Consider the following 18,268-nt stretch of genomic DNA (forward strand, 5'->3'; position numbering starts at 1 on the left):
GCCAGGACGACGCCGCGGCGGATCACCCTTCGGCGCGCTCCGCGGCCTGATCCGCGTAGCCCAGCGCCACCGGCGCGGCGGTGATGTGCGCGATCGTGTGCCACATGAGCGCGAGCGTCACCGCCGACCCGGCGAACGCGAACCACCACGGCGCCGTCAGCCCCCAGGTCTGCGCGATCACGCCGCCGAGCAGCTGACCGATGACGAGCCCGGCGAAGATGCCGACCATGTTGACCGACGCGATGCGGCCCTGCAGCCCGAGCGGCACCAGACGCTGGCGCACCGTCGTGGAGATGGAGCCCCACACGAAGGCGTAGAGACCGAAGCCGAACATGATGGCGAAGGCCACGAGCGGCGAGGTGGTCAACGCGAAGCCCAGGTGCATCAGCACCTCCAGCGTCAGACAGATGCGCATGAGCGTCGAGAACCGCAGGCGCCGCTCGAGCCGGCCGAAGACGAGCGTCCCCACCAGTCCGCCCAACGCGGAGGCCGTCGTCAGCGCGCCGAAGCCGACCGCCCCCATTCGCAGATGCTCGGTGGCATAAAGGACGAGGATGCTCCACGGTGCCGCCCAGGTGACGTTGAACACGAGGATGATCAGAACCAGCGAGCGCACCGGCGCGTTCGTCCGGAGCCACCGCAGCCCCTCGCGGATGGGGTGCGCGTCAGCGGCACCCGCGGCATCCTGCTCGGGGATCGATGTCCGCGCGATACGCGACACGAGCACGACCGCGAGGCCGACCGCCACGATCTGCACGAGGAACGGCCAGAACGATCCCAGTGCGAACAGGAATGCACCCACCGGGGGACCGGCCAGCTGGTTGCTGACGAGGAAGCCGGCCTGGAGGCGCGCATTGCCGATGCCGAGGTCGCGGGGTGTGACGAGCATGGGCAGCAGCGTGCTGCCGGCCGTGTCGGCGAACACCTCCGCGGTGCCGTAGAGGAAGGCCGTGGCCAGCACGACCCACACCGTGATGTGCCCGGTCGCCAGGAACACCACGACCACAGAGACGACGACGGCACGCGACGCGTTCGCGACCATGACCAGGCGGCGCCGGTCGACGCGATCCGCGAGTGAGCCCGCGAACAGGCCGAAGAGGAGCCACGGCAGGAACTGCATCATGGCTCCCGCGGCCACGAGGAGCGGTGAGGACGTCAGCGAGGCGATCAGCAACGGGGAGGCGGCCAGGGCGATGCCGTCACCCAGGTTGCTCGTCCACGACGACGACAGCAGCCAGCGGAAGTCCCGGCCGAGACGCCGTGGGGCGATGAGCTCCCCGACGGATGTCATCGGCTCATCCTAGGGAGCGCCTCGGACACGCCGCAGCGGCCGGACGGAGTCGCCGCACGCCGGATGCCGGACGGAGTCGCCGCGCGCCGGATGCCGGACGCCGGGTGCCGGGCGCCGGACGTCGGCGACACGGCACCCGGCGGCGGACTCAGCGGTCTTCGTCGTCGAGGCGTTCCTGCTCGCGCTCCTCGAGGCGGTCCTTCTCCTTCTGGGCGGCTTCGCGCTCTTCGCGCACCTTCTCGTGCTCCGGCTTGTTGTTCGTCATGCCCAGATCCTAGGACGAGGTCTTCGCGGCGCTCTTGGGGCGCGTGACGAAGAGCGTCTCGGTTTTCTCGAGCTCCATGCCCTTGGTCTCGGGGATCTTGAGCCACACGTAGAAGAACGACAGCGCGGCGAACAGCGCGTACATGCCGTAGGTGAGCGGCAGCGACCACGCGGACATGGCCGGGAAGCTGACGGTGATCAGGAAGTTGGCGATCCACTGTGCGCCGGCGGCGACGCCGAGCGCCTTGCCGCGGATGCGGCTCGGGAAGATCTCACCCAGCAGCACCCACACCAGCGGGCCCCACGACGCGCCGAACCCGATGACGAAGAGGTTGGCGGCCACGAGGGCGATCGGTCCCCACGGCGCGTCCAGCGACACCTTGCCCTCGGCGTCGGTCGTGGAGAACATGAAGCAGATCGCCATGAAGGCGAGGGAGACGGCCATCATGACCGACCCCGTGAGCAGGATCGGCTTCCTCCCGACCCGGTCGACGAGGAAGATCGCGATGAGCGTGACGAGCACGTTCGTGATCGAGGTCACGACGCTGATGCCGAGTGAGGCGCTCTCGGGGAAGCCGACCGACTGCCACAGCGTCGTGGAGTAGTAGAAGATCACGTTGATGCCCACGAACTGCTGGAACACCGACAGGATGATGCCGACCCAGACGATGCTCTGCAGGCCGAGCACGGGGCCGCGCAGGCTGACGCCCTGCGTCTCCTTGTCGAACTCGATGGCCTTCGTCAGCTCCCGCATCGACTGCTCGAGGTCGGCCTTCGGGATGAGTCGGGCGAAGATCGCCTTCGCCTCGTCGTGGCGGCCCTTGCTGATGAGGAAGCGGGGCGACTCGGGCACGGTGAAGGCGAGGATGCCGTACACCGCAGCGGGGACGACGCCGACGAGGAACATCCAGCGCCAGGCCTCCAGGCCGAACCACAGCGGCGAGGAGGCGCCGCCCGCACCCCAGGCGAGCACCGCGTCGCTGAGCAGCGCCGTGAAGATGCCGAGGGTGATCGCGAGCTGCTGCAGCGACGCGAGACCGCCGCGGATCTGTCGCGGTGCGATCTCGGAGATGTAGGCGGGAGCCACCACGGAGGCGATGCCGATGCCGAGGCCGCCGATGACGCGCCAGAGGATGAGGTCGCCGACGCTGAAGGTGAGGCCGGAGCCGATCGACGACACGAAGAACATGATGGCGCCGAGGAACATCACCCGGAGCCGGCCCCACCGGTCCGACAGGCCGCCGGCGATGATGGCGCCGACCGCGCAGCCGAGCAGGGCGACGGCGACGACGAAGCCGGTGATGACGGCGTTCAGCTCGAAGTTGCCCTCGATCGAGTCGACGGCGCCGTTGATGACCGACGAGTCGAAGCCGAACAGGAATCCGCCCACCGCCGCGGCCACCGAGAGCCCGATGGCTCTGCGTCCGTACGGACCGCGGAGCGAGAACGAACCTGTGGGAATGGCGCCGGCGTCAGTCATGGCCACACACTACCCACGCCCACACCGCCCGCACAGGGACCTGGGTCGCCGGTGGCTACAGTGAGACAATGCCCGTGAACCTCCTGGGGGCCGCTGACATCCGCGCGCTGGCCGCCGAGCTCGACGTCACCCCCACCAAGAAGCTGGGCCAGAACTTCGTCGTCGACGCCAACACCGTCCGCAAGATCGTCACCGTCGCGGGTGTCACCGCGGGTGAGACCGTCGTGGAGGTCGGACCGGGGCTCGGATCGCTGACCCTGGCCGTCCTCGAGACCGGAGCGAACGTGCTGGCGGTCGAGATCGACCACCGTCTGGCCGCCCGGCTGCCCGAGACCGCCGCGGCGCGGGGTGTGCCGGACGGTGCGCTGACGGTGCTCGACGCCGACGCCCTCCGCATCACCGAGCTGCCGGGGGAGCCCACGGTGCTCGTGGCGAACCTGCCCTACAACGTCTCCGTGCCGGTGCTGCTGCACTTCCTCGAGAGCTTCCCCTTCCTCCGTCGCGGCGTGGTGATGGTGCAGGCCGAGGTCGGAGAGCGTCTCGCCGCCCCGCCCGGGTCGAAGATCTACGGGGCACCCAGCGCGAAGGCGGCCTGGTACGGACCCTGGCGTCTCGCCGGCACCGTGTCGCGGCAGGTCTTCTGGCCGGTGCCGAATGTCGACTCGGTTCTGGTGTCCTTCACTCGGGATGCCGCGGCCCGCGGTGACGACGACGAACGGCGTCGCACGTTCGCCATCGTCGACGCCGCGTTCCAGCAGCGCCGGAAGATGCTGCGTCAGGCGCTGTCGGGAGTGCTGGGCGGCGCCTCCGCCGAGGCCTCGACGGTGCTCGAGGCGGCGGGCGTGGAGCCCACGGCACGGGGCGAGGAGCTCTCGATCGCCGACTTCCAGAGGATCGCGGCCGCTGCCGCACGCGCCGCGGGGTAGTCGCCGGCACCGGACGTTCCCGGCCGGTTCTCACGGATGTCATGTGTCGTTCGCAGGAGAGCGCGTCAACATGTCCTAGACATGGACCACCGCGATTTCGCGGCATCGGCGCTGTTCGCGGAAGGGACATCATGCGCATCGCGGAGTATCCGGCACCCGAACGGATCCTGCTCCACCTCAGTGACACCCACCTGCGCGCGCCCGGCCCGATGCTCTTCGACAGCGTCGACGGTGCCCGGCGGCTGGCCCGGGCGCTCGACGCCATCGAGGCCTCGCGCGTGCGGCCCGACGCAATCGTCTTCACCGGCGACCTCGTCGACCTGGGTGATACCGACGCCTACGGCACCCTGCGGGCCCTCGTCGAGCCGTTCGCGGAGCGCCTCGGCGCCCCGGTGTTCTGGGTGATGGGCAACCACGACGATCGTGCGGCCTTCCGTGCCGAGCTGTGGGGCCAGCATCCCGTCGACCCGTCCGCGCCCGTCGACCGCGTCGACGAGCTGGACGGCCTGCGACTGGTGACGCTGGACAGCACCGTTCCTGGGCACCACCACGGCGAGATCGGCGACGACCAGCTCGCGTGGCTCGCCGACATGCTGGCCACCCCGGCGCCGCTGGGCACGATCCTCGCCCTGCACCACCCGCCCGTGCCCGCCGTGCTGCCGCTGGCGGCGAGCGTGGAGCTGCGCGACCAGCAGCGCCTCGCCCGCGTGCTCCGCGGCACCGACGTGCGGGCGATCATCGCCGGGCACCTGCACTACTCGACGTTCGCGACGTTCGCGGGCATTCCGGTGTCGGTCGCGTCGTCCACCTGCTACGCGCAGGACCTCACGGTGCCGTCCGGCGGCACGCGCCCGCAGGACGGCGCGCACTCGTTCAACCTCGTGCACGTCTACGACGAGACGGTGGTGCACTCCGTCGTGGCGGTGGACGCCGCGCCGGCCCTCGAGCACATCGACGCCGACGAGGCGCAGCGGCGCCTGCGGCTCGCGGGCATCGAGACGCCCCTCAGTGACGCGCGGCGGATCTCTCCTCCGACGGAGCCGCTGACAGTGCTGCGCTGATACCGACGGCGGGGTCCTCCCACGGCGCGGCGACCGGGAACATGCGTCCGAGCAGGTCGAGTACGGCGCGCACGCGCACCGTCTCGGGCACTTCGGTCTCGCCGCCGTCGTTCAGGCAGAACATGTCGATGTCGCGGCGTTCCGCGAGCTTCTCCATCTGGGTGAGGGACCGCGCCAGCGTCGTCTGCACGTAGCGCGTGCGCGGCCGCTCGGTCGAGACGGCCCGCCCGGTCAGCAGCGCGTAGTAGTGGTACAGGCTGTTGGTCACGGAGATGTCGGTCGCGGCGCGGAACCGGGATGCCGCGGTGCGTCGGAAGTCGTCGGCGAACGCCTCCTCGAGCTCCGCCATCACGCTGCGGCGCAGCGGCGTCGCGCAGTGCTCGAGGTCTCGCGTGATGGTGCGTCCGAAGCGCTCCTCCAGGAGCGCCCGGTTGACGCGCAGGGCGTTGTCGTGCCCGCTGCGCTCGATGCGTGCGGCGCCCGGGCCGATCCGCACGTCGCTCTCGACGAACTTCGAGACGCCACCCGGCGTGAAGAAGAGGTCGGGGTCGACGGGGCGCGCGAAGAACATGTCGTCATTGGAGTAGAGGAAGTGCTCGCTGAGGCCCTCGATGCGGTGCAGCTGCGCCTCCACCGCGTGCGAGTTGTGGGTCGGGAGCGAGGAGGTGTCGGCGAAGAAGGCGTCGCTCGGCACCACCGTCACGCGCGGGTGGTCCAGCAGCCAGGCCGGGGCGGGCGAGTCGGTGGCGATGAAGATCCGCCGCACCCATGGGGCGTACATGTGCACGCTGCGCAGCGCGTAGCGCAGCTCGTCGACCTGGCGGAAGCGCGCGGGGCCGTCATCGCCCTCGCCGACCACGTACTCCGTCAGGCGCGCAGCGCGCTGACGCAGGAACTCGCTGGACGAGCCGTCGACCCACGAGAAGACCATGTCGATCTCGGCCGTCACCTCGTGGGGCTGGGCGTCGAACATGCCGCGGATCGTGCGCCACGGGCGACCGTGCGCCTCCACCTCGACGATGTCGAGGTCCTGCCGGGCGAAGACGCGGCGCGTGAGGACGTTCTCGCGGGGAGCCTCCACGAGAGCCCCGCCGATCCGCCAGAACTCCACACCGACCGCGTGGTCGGCGCCGTAGCGAAGCCCGGAGGCCGCGATGCGCGGTCGGAAGACCCGCACGACGCTCGGGCCCGCCTCGGACACGGGGAGGTCCTGCAGCGGCAGCGGCGCGTGCCCCTGCACCTTCCCGTAGAGGGGCTCCCGCTCGCACAGCTCCGCGATCGCCGCCAGCGCCTCGGTCCTGAGTTCCTCGTCCACGGCCAGCGCGGGCACCCGTGCGCTGCGGCGCAGCAGCAGGACCGGGATGCCGGCGGCATCGAGCGCGTCGCGGATGAGGAGGAGGTCCTCCGTGCGCGCCTGCTCGGGAGTGAGGTCGGCGTGCGGCACGTGCAGCACGCCGCCGGCGAGGATCAGGTCCTCGCGCTCGGCGAGGACGGGCCAGAGGCGGGGTTCGCGGGGGAGTGCGGTGAGTGGGATCGTCAATGTGCTCCTCGAGGTGCAGGCGGGCAGGCCACGCTAACCGCTCAGCGTTTCGGGGATGTTGCGGCGAGCGATCCCCGGTCGGCGGGCCAGACCTCCATTCTCTCCCGTGCGGGCCCCTTCGGGAGACGGGGGTGGCTTCGGTGGGCGGGCGGGGACGTCGCCCCCGACACCGCTGCCCGCGCCGGGGACGCCGCAGCCGCGCTAGCCTCGGAGCGTGACCGACGTCGACCCCCGCTTCCGCACCGGGATCCCCGAGATCCACCGTCCTTACGCCGCCGCCCCCGAGCGGTACGACGCCACGCGCTACCGGCAGGTGGGCACCTCCGGCCTCTTCCTTCCGCCCGTCTCGCTCGGCCTGTGGTGGAACTTCGGCGACAACATCCCGTTCGACCGGCAGCGCGCCGTGCTGCGGCACGCCTTCGATATCGGCATCTCGCACTTCGACCTGGCGAACAACTACGGACCGCCCTACGGCAGCGCCGAGACGAACTTCGGCCGCATGATGCGCGAGGACTTCGCGCCCTACCGTGACGAGCTCCTTATCTCCTCGAAGGCGGGCTACGACTTCTGGCCCGGGCCCTACGGCAACTGGGGCTCGCGCAAGCACATCATCGCCAGCGCCGAGTCGTCGCTGCGACGCACGGGCCTGGACTACGTCGACGTCTTCTACTCCCACCGCGTCGATCCGGTGACCCCGATCGAGGAGACCGTCGGCGCGCTCGACACGCTCGTGCGACAGGGGAAGGCGCTGTACGTGGGCATCTCCTCCTACAGCGCGGAGCGCACCGCCGAGGCCGCCGCGGTCGCGCGGAGCCTCGGGACGCCGCTGGTCATCCACCAGCCGGCGTACTCGATCCTGAACCGCTGGGTCGAGGACGGTCTCACCGGCGTCCTCTCGCAGGAGGGGATGGGGGCGATCGCGTTCACGCCGCTCGCGCAGGGCCTCCTGACCGATAAGTACCTCGCCGACGGTGCGGCCGAGCGCTCGCAGAAGCGCTCGACGCTTCCCGACGGGACGCTGTCGGAGTCGGCGCTGAGCGCACTGCGTGGCCTGCACGTCATCGCGAAGGAGCGCGGTCAGTCGCTCGCGCAGATGGCCATCCAGTGGGTGCTGCGCGACCCGGTGGTCGCCTCGGCGCTGATCGGCGCGTCGCGCCCGGAGCAGCTCGACGAGAACATCGCCGCGCTGCAGGGGCCGGCGTTCGACACCGAGGAGATCGAGCGCATCGACGCCCTCTCCGACGCCATCGACGTCGACCTGTGGGCGGAGTCGGCGAACAGATGAGCGATGCCGGCGAGCGGATGCCGCGGCCCCGGGTGCCGGTCGACGCATGAGCGGATCGACGGCGTGGCGTCCGGGCCGCGTGCACGTGCGCGCCCCCGGCAAGCTCAACCTCTTCTTCGAGGTGGGCGACGTCCAGCCGGACGGCTACCACGACGTGGCCTCGGCGTATCAGGCCGTTTCGCGCTACGAGGACTGCTGGGCCGAGGAGGCGGATGACTTCACGATCTCCGTGACGGGCGCCGTGGACGTCTCGGGCGTGCCCTCGGACGACCGCAACCTCGCGCTGCGCGCGGCGCGGCTGCTCGCCAAGGAGATCGGGCACCGCGGCGGCGTGCACCTCGAGATCGTGAAGCAGGTGCCGGTCGCCGGCGGCATGGGAGGCGGATCTGCGGATGCCGCGGCCGCCCTCGTCGCCTGCGACGCCCTGTGGAGTGCCGACCTCGGCACCGCGCAGCTGCAGCGGCTCGCCTCCCGGTTGGGCGCCGACGTGCCCTTCGCCCTCATGGGCGGCACCGCCGTGGGCACGGGTCGCGGCGACCAGCTGAGCCCGGCTCTGGCCAAGGGGCGCTTCGACTGGGTCATCGTGCCGGACGCCGGCGGTCTGAGCACGCCGGCGGTGTACGGCCGCCTCGATGAGCTGCGCAGCCGGCGGAGCGTCGACATCGCCCCGCCCCCGCGCGCGCCGGCGGTCGCGCCGGAGGTGCTGCAGGCGCTGCGCGCCGGCGACGCCTCGGTGCTCGCCGAGCACGCCCGCAACGACCTGCAGGTGGCCGCACTTTCGCTGCGGCCCGACCTCCGCGAGACGCTCGAGCTGGGGGAGCGCTCGGGCGCGCTGGTCGGTCTCGTCTCCGGCTCGGGTCCGACGCTCGCCTTCCTGGCCGCAGGCCCGGAGGACGCCCTCGAGCTGCAGGTGACGCTGTCGGCCTCGGGCCGGACGGCGCTCCACGTGCACGGACCGGTGGCGGGCGCCCGCGTCCTCGGCTGACACGCACTATTACACTCCGTGACGCGTTCGGGGCAAGGGGGTGTCTTTTCCGCGTCCCTGTCGGTGGTCAGGGGTACCGTTGAACACCGCCGCGGCCAGACCGCTGCGATGACGGCGTGAATGGGATCGCCGGCCAGGAGGAATCATGAAGGCAGTACTCGACGGCGCAGTCATCGCCGAAGCTCCGCAGGAAGACCTCGTCCGCATCGAGGGAAACTGGTACTTCCCCCCGGCCAGCGTCACCGCAGGCGCCCTCGAGGAGACGGCCACGCCGTACACCTGCCCGTGGAAGGGCGAGGCGCAGTACTACGCCGTCGTCGCCGACGGACAGCGACTCGAAGACCGTGCCTGGTCGTACCCGGCGCCGTACCCCACGGCCATCGACAAGGTCGGCACCGACTTCTCGGGCTACGTCGCGTTCTGGAAAGAGGTCCAGGTCGTCGATTGACCGACGACCCGGCTCACCGCCCCGAGGGTCGCACACCACCATCGCACCCGCGTGGCGCCGCCTGGCGCATGCGCCCGACGAGGAGAAGCCGTGATCGAGTTCAGCCATGTGACCAAGGAGTTCCCCGACGGCACCCGTGCCGTCGATGACTTCAGTCTGGTCATCCCGTCCCGCCAGACGACAGTGTTCGTCGGCTCGTCCGGCTGCGGCAAGACGACGCTGCTGCGCATGATCAACCGGATGGTCGAGCCGTCCGGAGGCTCCATCCGCATCGACGGCGACGACATCTCCGGCAAGCAGCCGGTCGCACTGCGGCGCGGCATCGGATACGTGATGCAGAACTCCGGCCTCATGCCGCACTTCACCGTGGCCGACAACATCTCCACGGTGCCCGTCCTCCTCGGCAAGAGCCGAAAGGAGGCGCGCACGCGCGCCCTCGAGCTCATGGCGACGGTCGGCCTCGACACCGCCATGGCCGACCGCTATCCGAGCCAGCTCTCGGGCGGCCAGCAGCAGCGCGTCGGCGTCGCCCGCGGGCTCGCAGCCGACCCGAACATCCTGCTCATGGACGAGCCGTTCGGCGCCGTCGACCCGATCGTGCGCACAGAGCTCCAGCAGGAGCTCATCCGCCTTCAGAGCGACATCGGCAAGACGATCGTCTTCGTCACGCACGACATCGACGAGGCGTTCCTGCTGGGCGACCAGGTCGTCATCCTCGAGAAGGGCGCCCACGTCGCGCAGGTGGGCAGCCCGAGCGAGATCCTCGAGCAGCCGGCATCCGATTTCGTCGCCTCGTTCATCGGCAGCGACAAGGGCAAGCGCGCCCTGCGACTCAAGAAGACCGCCACCGGCACGGTCGTCGTCGACGGCGAGGGCCGCACCCAGGGTGCGCTGATCGACGAGCCGGCACCGTGAACTGGGTCGTCAACAACCTCGGGCTGATCGGGGAGCTCACCGCGATCCATCTGCGCCAGAGCGTCATCGCTCTCGTCATCGGCTTCGCGTTCTCCGTCCCTCTGGGCTGGGTCGCGTGGCGGTATCGGCTGGTGCGCAGCGGAGTCATCACGATAACCGGCCTGCTCTACACGATCCCGTCGTTGGCTCTCCTCATCATCGTCCCGGCCGCAACCGGCTGGTACAGCTTCACCAGTGAGGCGAATCTGATCGTGGCGCTGACGATCTACGCCATCGCCATCCTGGTGCGATCGGTTGCAGACGGGCTCGATTCCGTCGATCCGGGCGTGCGTCAGGCTTCGACCGCGATGGGCTTCGGGTCGTTCCGTCGCTTCTGGGCGGTCGAGTTCCCGCTCGCGGGCCCGGTGATCCTCGCGGGGCTGCGGGTCACCGCAGCGAGCACTGTGGCTCTGGCCACCGTCGGCATTCTGGTCGGCATCACGAATCTCGGCTATCTGTTCACGAACGGCTCCCAGCGGCGGATCATCCCGGAGGTGCTTGCGGGGGTCGTCGCCGTGGTGGTGCTCGCGCTCGTCGTCGATGCCCTGTTGCTTCTCCTCGGGCGCCTGCTCATGCCGTGGACGCGTCGAGTGACCACGTCTCGCAAGCGCTTTCGTGCACTTCAGGCTGCAGGAGCTCGCGCATGAACCTGTTCCTCGAGGCGATCGCCTGGATCTTCAGGGGAGACACCGGCCTCATGGACCCGGTGGGTACGGCGCTCCTGCAGCAGATCGTCTACACAGCGGCGTCGGTCGTGATCGCCGGGCTCATCGCGATCCCCCTCGGCTGGTACATCGGCCATACGGGCAGAGGCCGGGAGGTCGCGGTCGGCATCTCCGGAGCCGCGAGGGCCATCCCGTCGTTCGGGCTGCTGATCCTGCTGACTCTTCTTCTGGGAGTGCTGCACAAACCTGAAGCGGCGATCGTCACCTTCGTCGTGCTGGCCATCCCGTCGCTGCTCGCGGGCGCGTACACCGGGTTCGAGGCGGTCGACCGCCGTGTGATCGACGCGGGCCGCTCCATGGGTATGACGGAGTGGCAGATCCTGTGGCGCATCGAAGTGCCGTTGGGCCTCCCGCTCCTGGTGGGCGGTATCCGCGCCGCCATCCTGCAGGTCGTGGCAACCGTGACCATCGCGGCCTACATCGGGCTCGGCGGACTCGGTCAGTACATCATCGCGGGCCTCCCGCTGCGCCGATTCGACATGGTGATCGGCGGCGCCCTGCTGGTCGCGGTACTCGCGCTCGTGCTCGACGGACTCTTCGCCCTCCTGCAGCACGCCGTCGTCCCGCGCGGCATCAAAGTCGCCGGCGCCGGCGGAGGGTCGGAGGGGCGGAAGTCCCGGCGCGCGATCAGACGTGCCACGCAGCGGCAGACCGTCGCCTCGGCCGCCAGAACCTGAACCGCCGGACTCGTCCGGTCCTGCATCTTCGGAATGAAGAACCCACCAAGAAAGAGGAACCCATGTTCACAGCACGAGCACGCAAGGGCCTGACCGGCCTTGCGATCGCGACCGTCACCCTCGTCGGCCTGGCCGGCTGCGCGTCCAGCAACTCCCTCGAGGGAGGCGGCTCGAGCGCCGGCACGGGTGGCGACACCGAGACGATCGTCGTCGGCTCCCAGGCCTACTACTCCAACGAGATCATCGCCGAGATCTACGCACAGGCCCTGGAGGGCGCGGGCATGACCGTCGAGCGCCAGTTCCAGATCGGTCAGCGCGATGCCTACATCCCCCTGCTCGAGGACGGCTCCGTCAGCCTGTTCCCCGAGTACAGCGGAAACCTGCTGCAGTACTTCGACGAGTCCACCACCGCCCGTACTTCCGACGACGTGTACAAGGCGCTGCCCGCGGCGCTCCCCGAGGGCCTCGAGGTGCTCGATCAGTCGACGGCCAGTGACCAGGACTCCTACACGGTGACCTCTGCCTTCGCCGCGGAGTACGACCTCAAGACGATCGCCGACCTCAAGAACGTGACCGTTCCCCTGACCCTCGGCGGCAACGCCGAGCTGGCTGAGCGTCCGTACGGACCGACGGGGCTCAAGGACACCTACGGCGTCGATGTGGCCTTCTCCGCCACGGGAGACACGACTGTCGAGGATCTGGTCGCCGGAACGGTGAACATCGCGAACGTGTACACCGCCGACCCGCGTATCCAGACCGACGACCTGGTCGTCCTCGAGGATCCCGATGGTCTTTTCCTGGCGTCCAATGTCGTTCCCGTCGTGAACGCGAGCGTCGCCGACAAGGTCTCGGACGTCATCAACAAGGTGAGCGCCGCTCTCACGCCCGAGGGTCTGGTCGCGCTCAACGTGTCGAGCACGGTCGACCAGCAGTCCTCCGCTGACATCGCCAAGAAGTGGCTTGCCGACAACGGTCTGAGCTGATCCGACCGCTCCACCGAGAGGCCGTCCCGCACCCGCGGGGCGGCCTCCCGGCTTTCTCGCCTAGCCTGGGAAGGATATGGCGCATCTTCTCGGGGGCGAATCCCTGCATCTGGAGTATCCGACGAAGGTCGTGTTCGACTCCGTCACCGTCGGCATCGCGGAGGGCGACCGCATCGGCATCGTCGGCCGCAACGGCGACGGCAAGTCCACGCTCCTGGGCATGCTGGCGGGCCTCATCGAACCCGACGGCGGCCGGGTCACGGTGCGGGGCGGTGTGCGCGTGGGCGTACTCGATCAGGCCGACACCCTCGCCGACGACGACACGATCCGCTCGGCGGTCGTGGGCGATCGTCCGGAGCACGAGTGGGCGGGCGACGCCCGCACGCGCGACGTGCTGGCCGGGCTCCTCGGAGACCTCCCGTGGGAGTCGCGGCTCGGCGACCTCTCCGGCGGGCAGCGCCGCCGTGTCGCCCTCGCCCACCTGCTGGCGCAGGACTGGGACGTCATGTTCCTCGACGAGCCCACCAACCACCTCGACGTCGAGGCCATCACCTGGCTCGCCGGTCACCTCAAACGGCGGTGGCCCGCCGGATCGGGCGGCCTGCTTGTCGTGACGCACGACCGGTGGTTCCTCGACGAGGTCTGCACCATGACGTGGGAGGTGCACGACCGCATCGTCGAGCCCTTCGAGGGCGGCTACGCCGCGTACATCCTGCAGCGCGTCGAGCGCGACCGCATGGCCGCCTCGTCCGAGGCGCGCAGGCAGAACCTCGCCCGCAAAGAGCTGGCGTGGCTCCGCCGTGGGGCGCCCGCACGCACCTCCAAGCCCCGCTTTCGCATCGACGCGGCGAACGCGCTGATCGCGGACGTGCCCGAGATCCGCGACAAGACCGCGCTGCAGTCCCTCGCGCTCTCGCGCCTCGGCAAGGACGTCGTCGACCTCCTCGACGCCGGCGTGACCTACGGCGACCACACCGTGCTGCGCGATGTCGAGTGGCGCATCGCGCCGGGGGAGCGCACCGGCATCCTGGGCGTGAACGGCGCCGGCAAGTCCACGCTCCTCGGCCTCATCGCGGGGTCGCTCGCTCCCACGGAGGGCCGCGTGAAGCGCGGCAAGACCGTGAAGGTGGTCACCCTCACGCAGCGACTGGACGAGCTCGAGGCGCACCTGAACGATCCGGTGCGCGTCGTCCTGGAGCGCCTGCGCACCAGCTACTCGTTCGGCACCAGCTCCAAGACGCAGGAGCTCACCCCCGGGCAGCTCCTGGAGCGACTGGGCTTCTCCTCGGCGCAGCTCTCCACGCCGGTCAGGGATCTCTCCGGCGGGCAGAAGCGACGCCTGCAGCTGCTGCTCATCCTGCTCGAGCAGCCCAACGTGCTGATCCTGGACGAGCCGACGAACGACCTCGACACCGACATGCTCGCGGCGATGGAGGACCTGCTCGACTCCTGGCCCGGCACGCTCATCGTCGTCTCGCACGACCGCTACTTCCTCGAGCGCGTGACCGACAACCAGTTCGCCATCCTCGACGGGCGGCTGCGGCATCTGCCCGGCGGTGTCGAGGAGTACCTGCGTCTCCGTGCGCTGCAGGATGCGCAGCCCGCGTCGCCCGTGGGAGCGGCGGCCGCAGCATCCGCCCCCGGACTCTCGGGCGCCGATCTGCGCACCGCGAAGAAAGAGGTCGCCGCCCTGGAGCGGCGCATCGGCAAGGTGCAGGGCGAGGTAGACGCCGCGCGCGCCGCGCTCGCCGAGCACGACCACTCCGACTACGAGGGCCTCGCGGCGCAGATGGCTCGCATCACCGCGGCCGAGGCGGACGTCGCAGCCATGGAGGAGCGCTGGTTCGCGCTGACCGAGGAGATCGGCTGAGCGCTCCGGCTGGCGTCAGTGGAAGGCGTACTCGAGCAGGACGATGATCAGCCCGAGCAGTGCGGTGCCGACGCCGCCGAGCACGCGGACGATGACGGACGCCCCCCGGCGGCCGTAGGCGAAGTAGCCGAGCAGGCCCAGGACGATCGTGGTCGTCCAGATCGCCGCGCGGAACGCGTCGTCCACCGAGGCCTCCTCGAAGACCGCGATCAGCAGCACCAGTGAGGCGGGCACGGCCGCGTAGAGCATGCCGGACGCGTGCCGCATCGCATGCCGGGTCGCCTTCCACAGCCCCCGTTCGCCGTGGTCGGTGAGCGTGTGGGCGAAGGTGTGGGCGATGAAGAAGACCACGAGCGTGCGGAAGGCGGGCCAGAGGATGTCCCACACGGCGTCGGCGTGGTCGGTGTTGATCGTGATCAGCGCCGCGTAGACGACGAGACCGTAGATCGACACCGCGCTGCGGAAGCGCCGGTCGAACCAGTGGGCGAAGCCCTTCCGATGCGGATGGTCGTGGGAGGCGGCGGGATGCTGCGGCTCAGCCGCCTGCGCGTCGCCGGCCTGCGCGTGCGCGGCCGAGTCCTCGGCGTTCACGTGTCGAACCCCAGGCTGAGCTTGCGCAGAAGTCCGGCGAGCCGATCCCGGTCGGGCCGGGAGAGGCTGTCCAGCAGGAGGGCCTCCGCGTCGACGAGACGCGTGATGGCGGCGTCCACGCGGATGCGCCCGTCGTCGGTGAGGGTGACCAGGATGCTGCGCCCATCGTCGGGGTCGGCCTCCCGCCGAACCAGCCGGCGTGCGACCAGCCGGTCGATGCGATTGGTCATGGTGCCGCTCGAGACGAGCGTCTGCTGCAGCAGCTGCTTCGGGCTGAGCTGGTACTCCTCGCCCGCACGGCGCAGGGCGGACAGCACGTCCCACTCCCACGGCTCGAGCTCGCTGCGGCGGAAGGCGTCGCGGCGCGCGCGGTCGAGGTGGCGGGAGAGCCGGTCGACGCGGGAGAGGACCTCGAGCGGCGAGAAGTCGAGGTCGGGGCGCTGGGCGATCCACGCCTCGACGATGCGGTCGACCTCGTCGCTGGTGTTCGCCATGGGTCCATTATCGACTGGGGGGCGGTACTGGCAGACTTGATGCGCGTCCGTGTCCCGGCCGCACGGTCCGCCGTAGTGTAACGGCAGCACGACAGCCTTTGGAGCTGTTCGGTCCAGGTTCGAATCCTGGCGGCGGAGCATGTCCGACACCACCGCCACCCCGCTCGCCGTCATCGTCCTCGCCGCAGGCCAGGGAACGCGCATGAAGTCCCGCACGCCCAAGGTGCTGCACCGCATCGGCGGACGCGCGCTCGTGGGACACGTGCTCGCGACCGCCCTCGAGCTGGAGCCCGAGCGCATGCTCGTGGTGGTGCGGCACGAGCGCGACCTCGTCGCCGACGCCGTCGTGACGGAGTTCCCCGGCGTGCAGGTCGTCGACCAGGACGACGTGCCCGGCACCGGTCGCGCCGTCGAGGTGGCGCTGGAGGCGCTGTCGGAGTTCGAGGGCGACGTGCTCGTGCTGAGCGGCGACGTGCCGCTCCTGGAGACCGCCACCCTCGCCGACCTCGTGCGCGCGCACCGCGAGGGCGGCGCTGCCGTGACCCTCCTCAGCGCCCGGCTCGACGACGCCTCCGGCTACGGCCGCGTGCTGCGCGACGACGCGGGCGACGTGCACCGCATCGTGGAGCAGAAGGACGCCACCGCCGAGGAGGCGGCCGTCGGCGAGATCAACGCGGGCGTCTACGTCTTCCGCACGGCATCCCTGCGCAGCCATCTCGCGCTCGTCGGCACCGCCAACGCGCAGGGCGAGAAGTACCTGACCGACGTCGTCGCCCTGCTGCGCGACTCCCGGCTGGGGGTCTCGGCCACGGTGGCTCCGGATGCCGCGGCCGCCCTGGGCGTGAACGACCGGGTGCAGCTGGCCGAGGCCGCCCGCCTGCTCAATGCCCGCACCGTGCGCCACTGGCAGCGCGAGGGCGCGACGATCCTCGACCCGGCGACCACGTGGATCGACGTCACCGCCACCCTGGCCCCCGACGTCACCGTGCTGCCGGGCACCCAGATCCTGCGCTCCACGACCATCGCCGAGGGCGCCACGGTCGGGCCCGACACGAGCCTCGTGGACTGCGAGGTCGGCGAGGACGCCGTCGTCAGCCGTACAGACGCCACGCTGGCCGTCATCGGCGCGGGGGCGACGGTCGGTCCATTTGCCTATCTGCGACCGGGCACCTATCTCGGCGACAAGGGCAAGATCGGCACCTTCGTCGAGACCAAGAACTCCACCATCGGCGAGAGCAGCAAGGTGCCGCACCTGTCGTACATCGGCGACACCACCATCGGGGTCGGCGTGAATCTCGGCGCCGGGGCCATCACGGCGAATTACGACGACATCTCCAAGCACCGCACGGAGATCGGCGACCACGTGCACTCCGGGTCGCACAACGTCTTCGTCGCGCCGGTTAGGATCGGAGACGGCGCCAAGACCGGGGCCGGAGCGGTCATCCGCAAGGACGTCCCCGCCGGAGCCCTGGCACTGAGCGTGGCCCCTCAGCGCAACGTCGAGGGGTGGGTCGAGAAGAACCGACCGGGAACCCCCGCGGCAGATGCCGTCTCCCGGTCCACACAGGAAGCGGACGATGGCGCGCAAGAGGAAGACCGTTGAGCTCGACCGGGAGCACGACATCGCCCCGGGCCTGGTAGCCAAGACCAAGAAGCGGCTCGTCGTCGCCCGTGGCAGCTCCCACCCCGAGCTCGCCGTCCAGGTCGCCGAGCAGCTCGGCACGGAGCTCGTGCCCACCGAGTACCGCACCTTCGCCTCGGGCGAGATCCTCACCCGCTTCGAGGTGTCGATCCGCGGCTGCGACTTCTTCCTCATCCAGAGCTTCGGTCCGCCCGTCAACGAGTGGCTCATGGAGACGCTCATCATGCTGGATGCCGCCAAGCGCGCCAGCGCCAAGCGCATCACGGTCGTGGCGCCGTACTACCCGTACTCGCGTCAGGACAAGAAGGGCCGCGGTCGCGAGCCCATCAGCGCCCGCCTCGTGGCCGACCTGATGCGCACCGCCGGCGCCGACCGCGTCATGAGCGTCGACCTGCACGCCGCGCAGATCCAGGGCTTCTTCGACGGTCCGGTCGACCACCTCTTCGCCAAGCCCGTGCTGCTGGAGTACTTCCAGAACACCCTCAGCGCCGAAGACCGGGCGAAGCTGACCGTCGTCTCGCCCGACACCGGCCGCGTCCGCGTGGCGGACACCTGGTCCGACAGCCTCGGCGCGCCGCTCGCAATCATCCACAAGCGCCGCGACCCGAATGTCGCGAACCAGGTCACCGTCAGCGAGATCGTCGGCGACGTCTCCGGCCGCGTCTGCCTTCTTGTCGACGACATGATCGACACCGGCGGCACGATCGTGAAGGCCGCGGAGGCGCTCAAGGCCAACGGCGCGGTGCGCGTCATCGTCGCGGCGACGCACGCGATCTTCAGCGACCCCGCCTCCGAGCGCCTGCAGAGCGAGGCCATCGACGAGGTCGTGGTGACCGACACCGTGCCGGTGCCGGAATCCAAGCGCTTCCCGTCGCTGACGATCCTCCCGATCGCGCCGCTGCTCGCGCGCGCGATCCACGAGGTCTTCGAGGACGGCTCCGTCACCAGCATGTTCGACGGCGCCGCCTGACGCGGTCCGGTCACTGGGGAAGCTCCAAGCTGAACCACAGGGCCCTCTTCTTCGTGTCGTTAGCGTAGATGTACATCACGCC

17 protein-coding genes and 1 tRNA gene are annotated in these 18,268 nt (G+C 70.2%); 13 read left to right on the forward strand and 5 right to left on the reverse strand.

Annotated elements, in window-relative coordinates:
* Positions 1-22: 22 nt before the first annotated feature.
* Both ABC304_RS10815 and ABC304_RS10820 read right to left on the reverse strand, forming a co-directional pair.
* Entirely contained in the window at positions 23-1,291 is a 1,269-nt protein-coding gene (locus ABC304_RS10815; protein WP_412930611.1) for an MFS transporter, read from the reverse strand.
* Positions 1,292-1,565: 274 nt separating this feature from the next.
* Positions 1,566-3,035, reverse strand: a complete 1,470-nt coding sequence (locus ABC304_RS10820) for a sugar porter family MFS transporter (protein ID WP_412930612.1) — start codon at positions 3,033-3,035, stop codon at positions 1,566-1,568.
* 68 nt (positions 3,036-3,103) lie between these two features.
* On the opposite strand from ABC304_RS10820, the gene rsmA reads away from it, so the two are divergent.
* Positions 3,104-3,961 (forward strand): 16S rRNA (adenine(1518)-N(6)/adenine(1519)-N(6))-dimethyltransferase RsmA, encoded by an 858-nt coding sequence (rsmA, locus tag ABC304_RS10825; RefSeq protein WP_412930613.1) that lies wholly within the window; start codon positions 3,104-3,106, stop codon positions 3,959-3,961.
* Positions 3,962-4,092: 131 nt separating this feature from the next.
* Positions 4,093-5,022 carry a phosphodiesterase gene (locus tag ABC304_RS10830; protein WP_412930614.1) on the forward strand — a complete coding sequence of 310 codons (930 nt, stop codon included), beginning with the start codon at positions 4,093-4,095 and terminating at the stop codon, positions 5,020-5,022.
* Here the strand turns inward: ABC304_RS10830 and ABC304_RS10835 are convergent.
* Positions 4,967-6,562, reverse strand: a complete 1,596-nt coding sequence (locus tag ABC304_RS10835; protein ID WP_412930615.1) for a stealth conserved region 3 domain-containing protein — start codon at positions 6,560-6,562, stop codon at positions 4,967-4,969. The two genes, ABC304_RS10830 and ABC304_RS10835, sit on opposite strands and share 56 nt — an antisense overlap.
* 214 nt (positions 6,563-6,776) lie before the next feature.
* On the opposite strand from ABC304_RS10835, the gene ABC304_RS10840 reads away from it, so the two are divergent.
* The 8 genes from ABC304_RS10840 to ABC304_RS10875 all read left to right on the forward strand — a co-directional run bounded on the left by ABC304_RS10840 (position 6,777) and on the right by ABC304_RS10875 (position 14,489).
* Positions 6,777-7,847 (forward strand): aldo/keto reductase, encoded by a 1,071-nt coding sequence (locus ABC304_RS10840; RefSeq protein ID WP_412930616.1) that lies wholly within the window; start codon positions 6,777-6,779, stop codon positions 7,845-7,847.
* 46 nt (positions 7,848-7,893) lie between these two features.
* Positions 7,894-8,832 (forward strand): 4-(cytidine 5'-diphospho)-2-C-methyl-D-erythritol kinase, encoded by a 939-nt coding sequence (locus tag ABC304_RS10845; RefSeq protein WP_412930617.1) that lies wholly within the window; start codon positions 7,894-7,896, stop codon positions 8,830-8,832.
* A gap of 145 nt (positions 8,833-8,977) precedes the next feature.
* Positions 8,978-9,280 (forward strand): DUF427 domain-containing protein, encoded by a 303-nt coding sequence (locus ABC304_RS10850; protein WP_412930618.1) that lies wholly within the window; start codon positions 8,978-8,980, stop codon positions 9,278-9,280.
* Between the two features lie 90 nt (positions 9,281-9,370).
* Positions 9,371-10,195 carry an ABC transporter ATP-binding protein gene (locus ABC304_RS10855; RefSeq protein ID WP_412930619.1) on the forward strand — a complete coding sequence of 275 codons (825 nt, stop codon included), beginning with the start codon at positions 9,371-9,373 and terminating at the stop codon, positions 10,193-10,195.
* Positions 10,192-10,881: an ABC transporter permease gene (locus ABC304_RS10860; RefSeq protein WP_412930620.1), complete on the forward strand. Its 690-nt coding sequence runs from the start codon at positions 10,192-10,194 to the stop codon at positions 10,879-10,881. The genes ABC304_RS10855 and ABC304_RS10860 overlap by 4 nt, the downstream gene beginning before the upstream one ends.
* Positions 10,878-11,636 carry an ABC transporter permease gene (locus ABC304_RS10865; protein WP_412930621.1) on the forward strand — a complete coding sequence of 253 codons (759 nt, stop codon included), beginning with the start codon at positions 10,878-10,880 and terminating at the stop codon, positions 11,634-11,636. Before ABC304_RS10860 ends, ABC304_RS10865 begins: the two co-directional genes overlap by 4 nt.
* 62 nt (positions 11,637-11,698) lie before the next feature.
* Entirely contained in the window at positions 11,699-12,619 is a 921-nt protein-coding gene (locus ABC304_RS10870; RefSeq protein ID WP_412930622.1) for an ABC transporter substrate-binding protein, read from the forward strand.
* 76 nt (positions 12,620-12,695) lie between these two features.
* Positions 12,696-14,489, forward strand: coding sequence for an ABC-F family ATP-binding cassette domain-containing protein (locus ABC304_RS10875; protein ID WP_412930623.1), 1,794 nt, complete (start codon positions 12,696-12,698; stop codon positions 14,487-14,489).
* 15 nt (positions 14,490-14,504) lie between these two features.
* On the opposite strand, the gene ABC304_RS10880 is transcribed toward ABC304_RS10875, so the two are convergent.
* Together ABC304_RS10880 and ABC304_RS10885 are read right to left on the reverse strand one after the other, a co-directional pair.
* The gene (locus ABC304_RS10880) at positions 14,505-15,080 is read right to left on the reverse strand and encodes a hypothetical protein (protein ID WP_412930624.1); all 576 of its coding nucleotides are present in this window, start codon (positions 15,078-15,080) and stop codon (positions 14,505-14,507) included.
* Positions 15,077-15,574, reverse strand: coding sequence for a MarR family winged helix-turn-helix transcriptional regulator (locus ABC304_RS10885; RefSeq protein ID WP_412930625.1), 498 nt, complete (start codon positions 15,572-15,574; stop codon positions 15,077-15,079). Before ABC304_RS10885 ends, ABC304_RS10880 begins: the two co-directional genes overlap by 4 nt.
* Positions 15,575-15,640: 66 nt before the next feature.
* Between ABC304_RS10885 and ABC304_RS10890 the strand changes: the two genes are divergently transcribed.
* The 3 genes from ABC304_RS10890 (at position 15,641) to ABC304_RS10900 (ending at position 18,186) form a co-directional block, all read left to right on the forward strand.
* Positions 15,641-15,712: transfer RNA gene (locus ABC304_RS10890), tRNA-Gln, on the forward strand.
* 1 nt (position 15,713) lies between these two features.
* Positions 15,714-17,177, forward strand: coding sequence for a bifunctional UDP-N-acetylglucosamine diphosphorylase/glucosamine-1-phosphate N-acetyltransferase GlmU (glmU, locus tag ABC304_RS10895; protein ID WP_412930626.1), 1,464 nt, complete (start codon positions 15,714-15,716; stop codon positions 17,175-17,177).
* Positions 17,152-18,186, forward strand: a complete 1,035-nt coding sequence (locus ABC304_RS10900) for a ribose-phosphate diphosphokinase (RefSeq protein WP_412930627.1) — start codon at positions 17,152-17,154, stop codon at positions 18,184-18,186. Before glmU ends, ABC304_RS10900 begins: the two co-directional genes overlap by 26 nt.
* Positions 18,187-18,268: the final 82 nt, after the last annotated feature.

The sequence above is a fragment of the Microbacterium jepli genome, from assembly GCF_047237905.1.
Classification (GTDB): domain Bacteria; phylum Actinomycetota; class Actinomycetes; order Actinomycetales; family Microbacteriaceae; genus Microbacterium.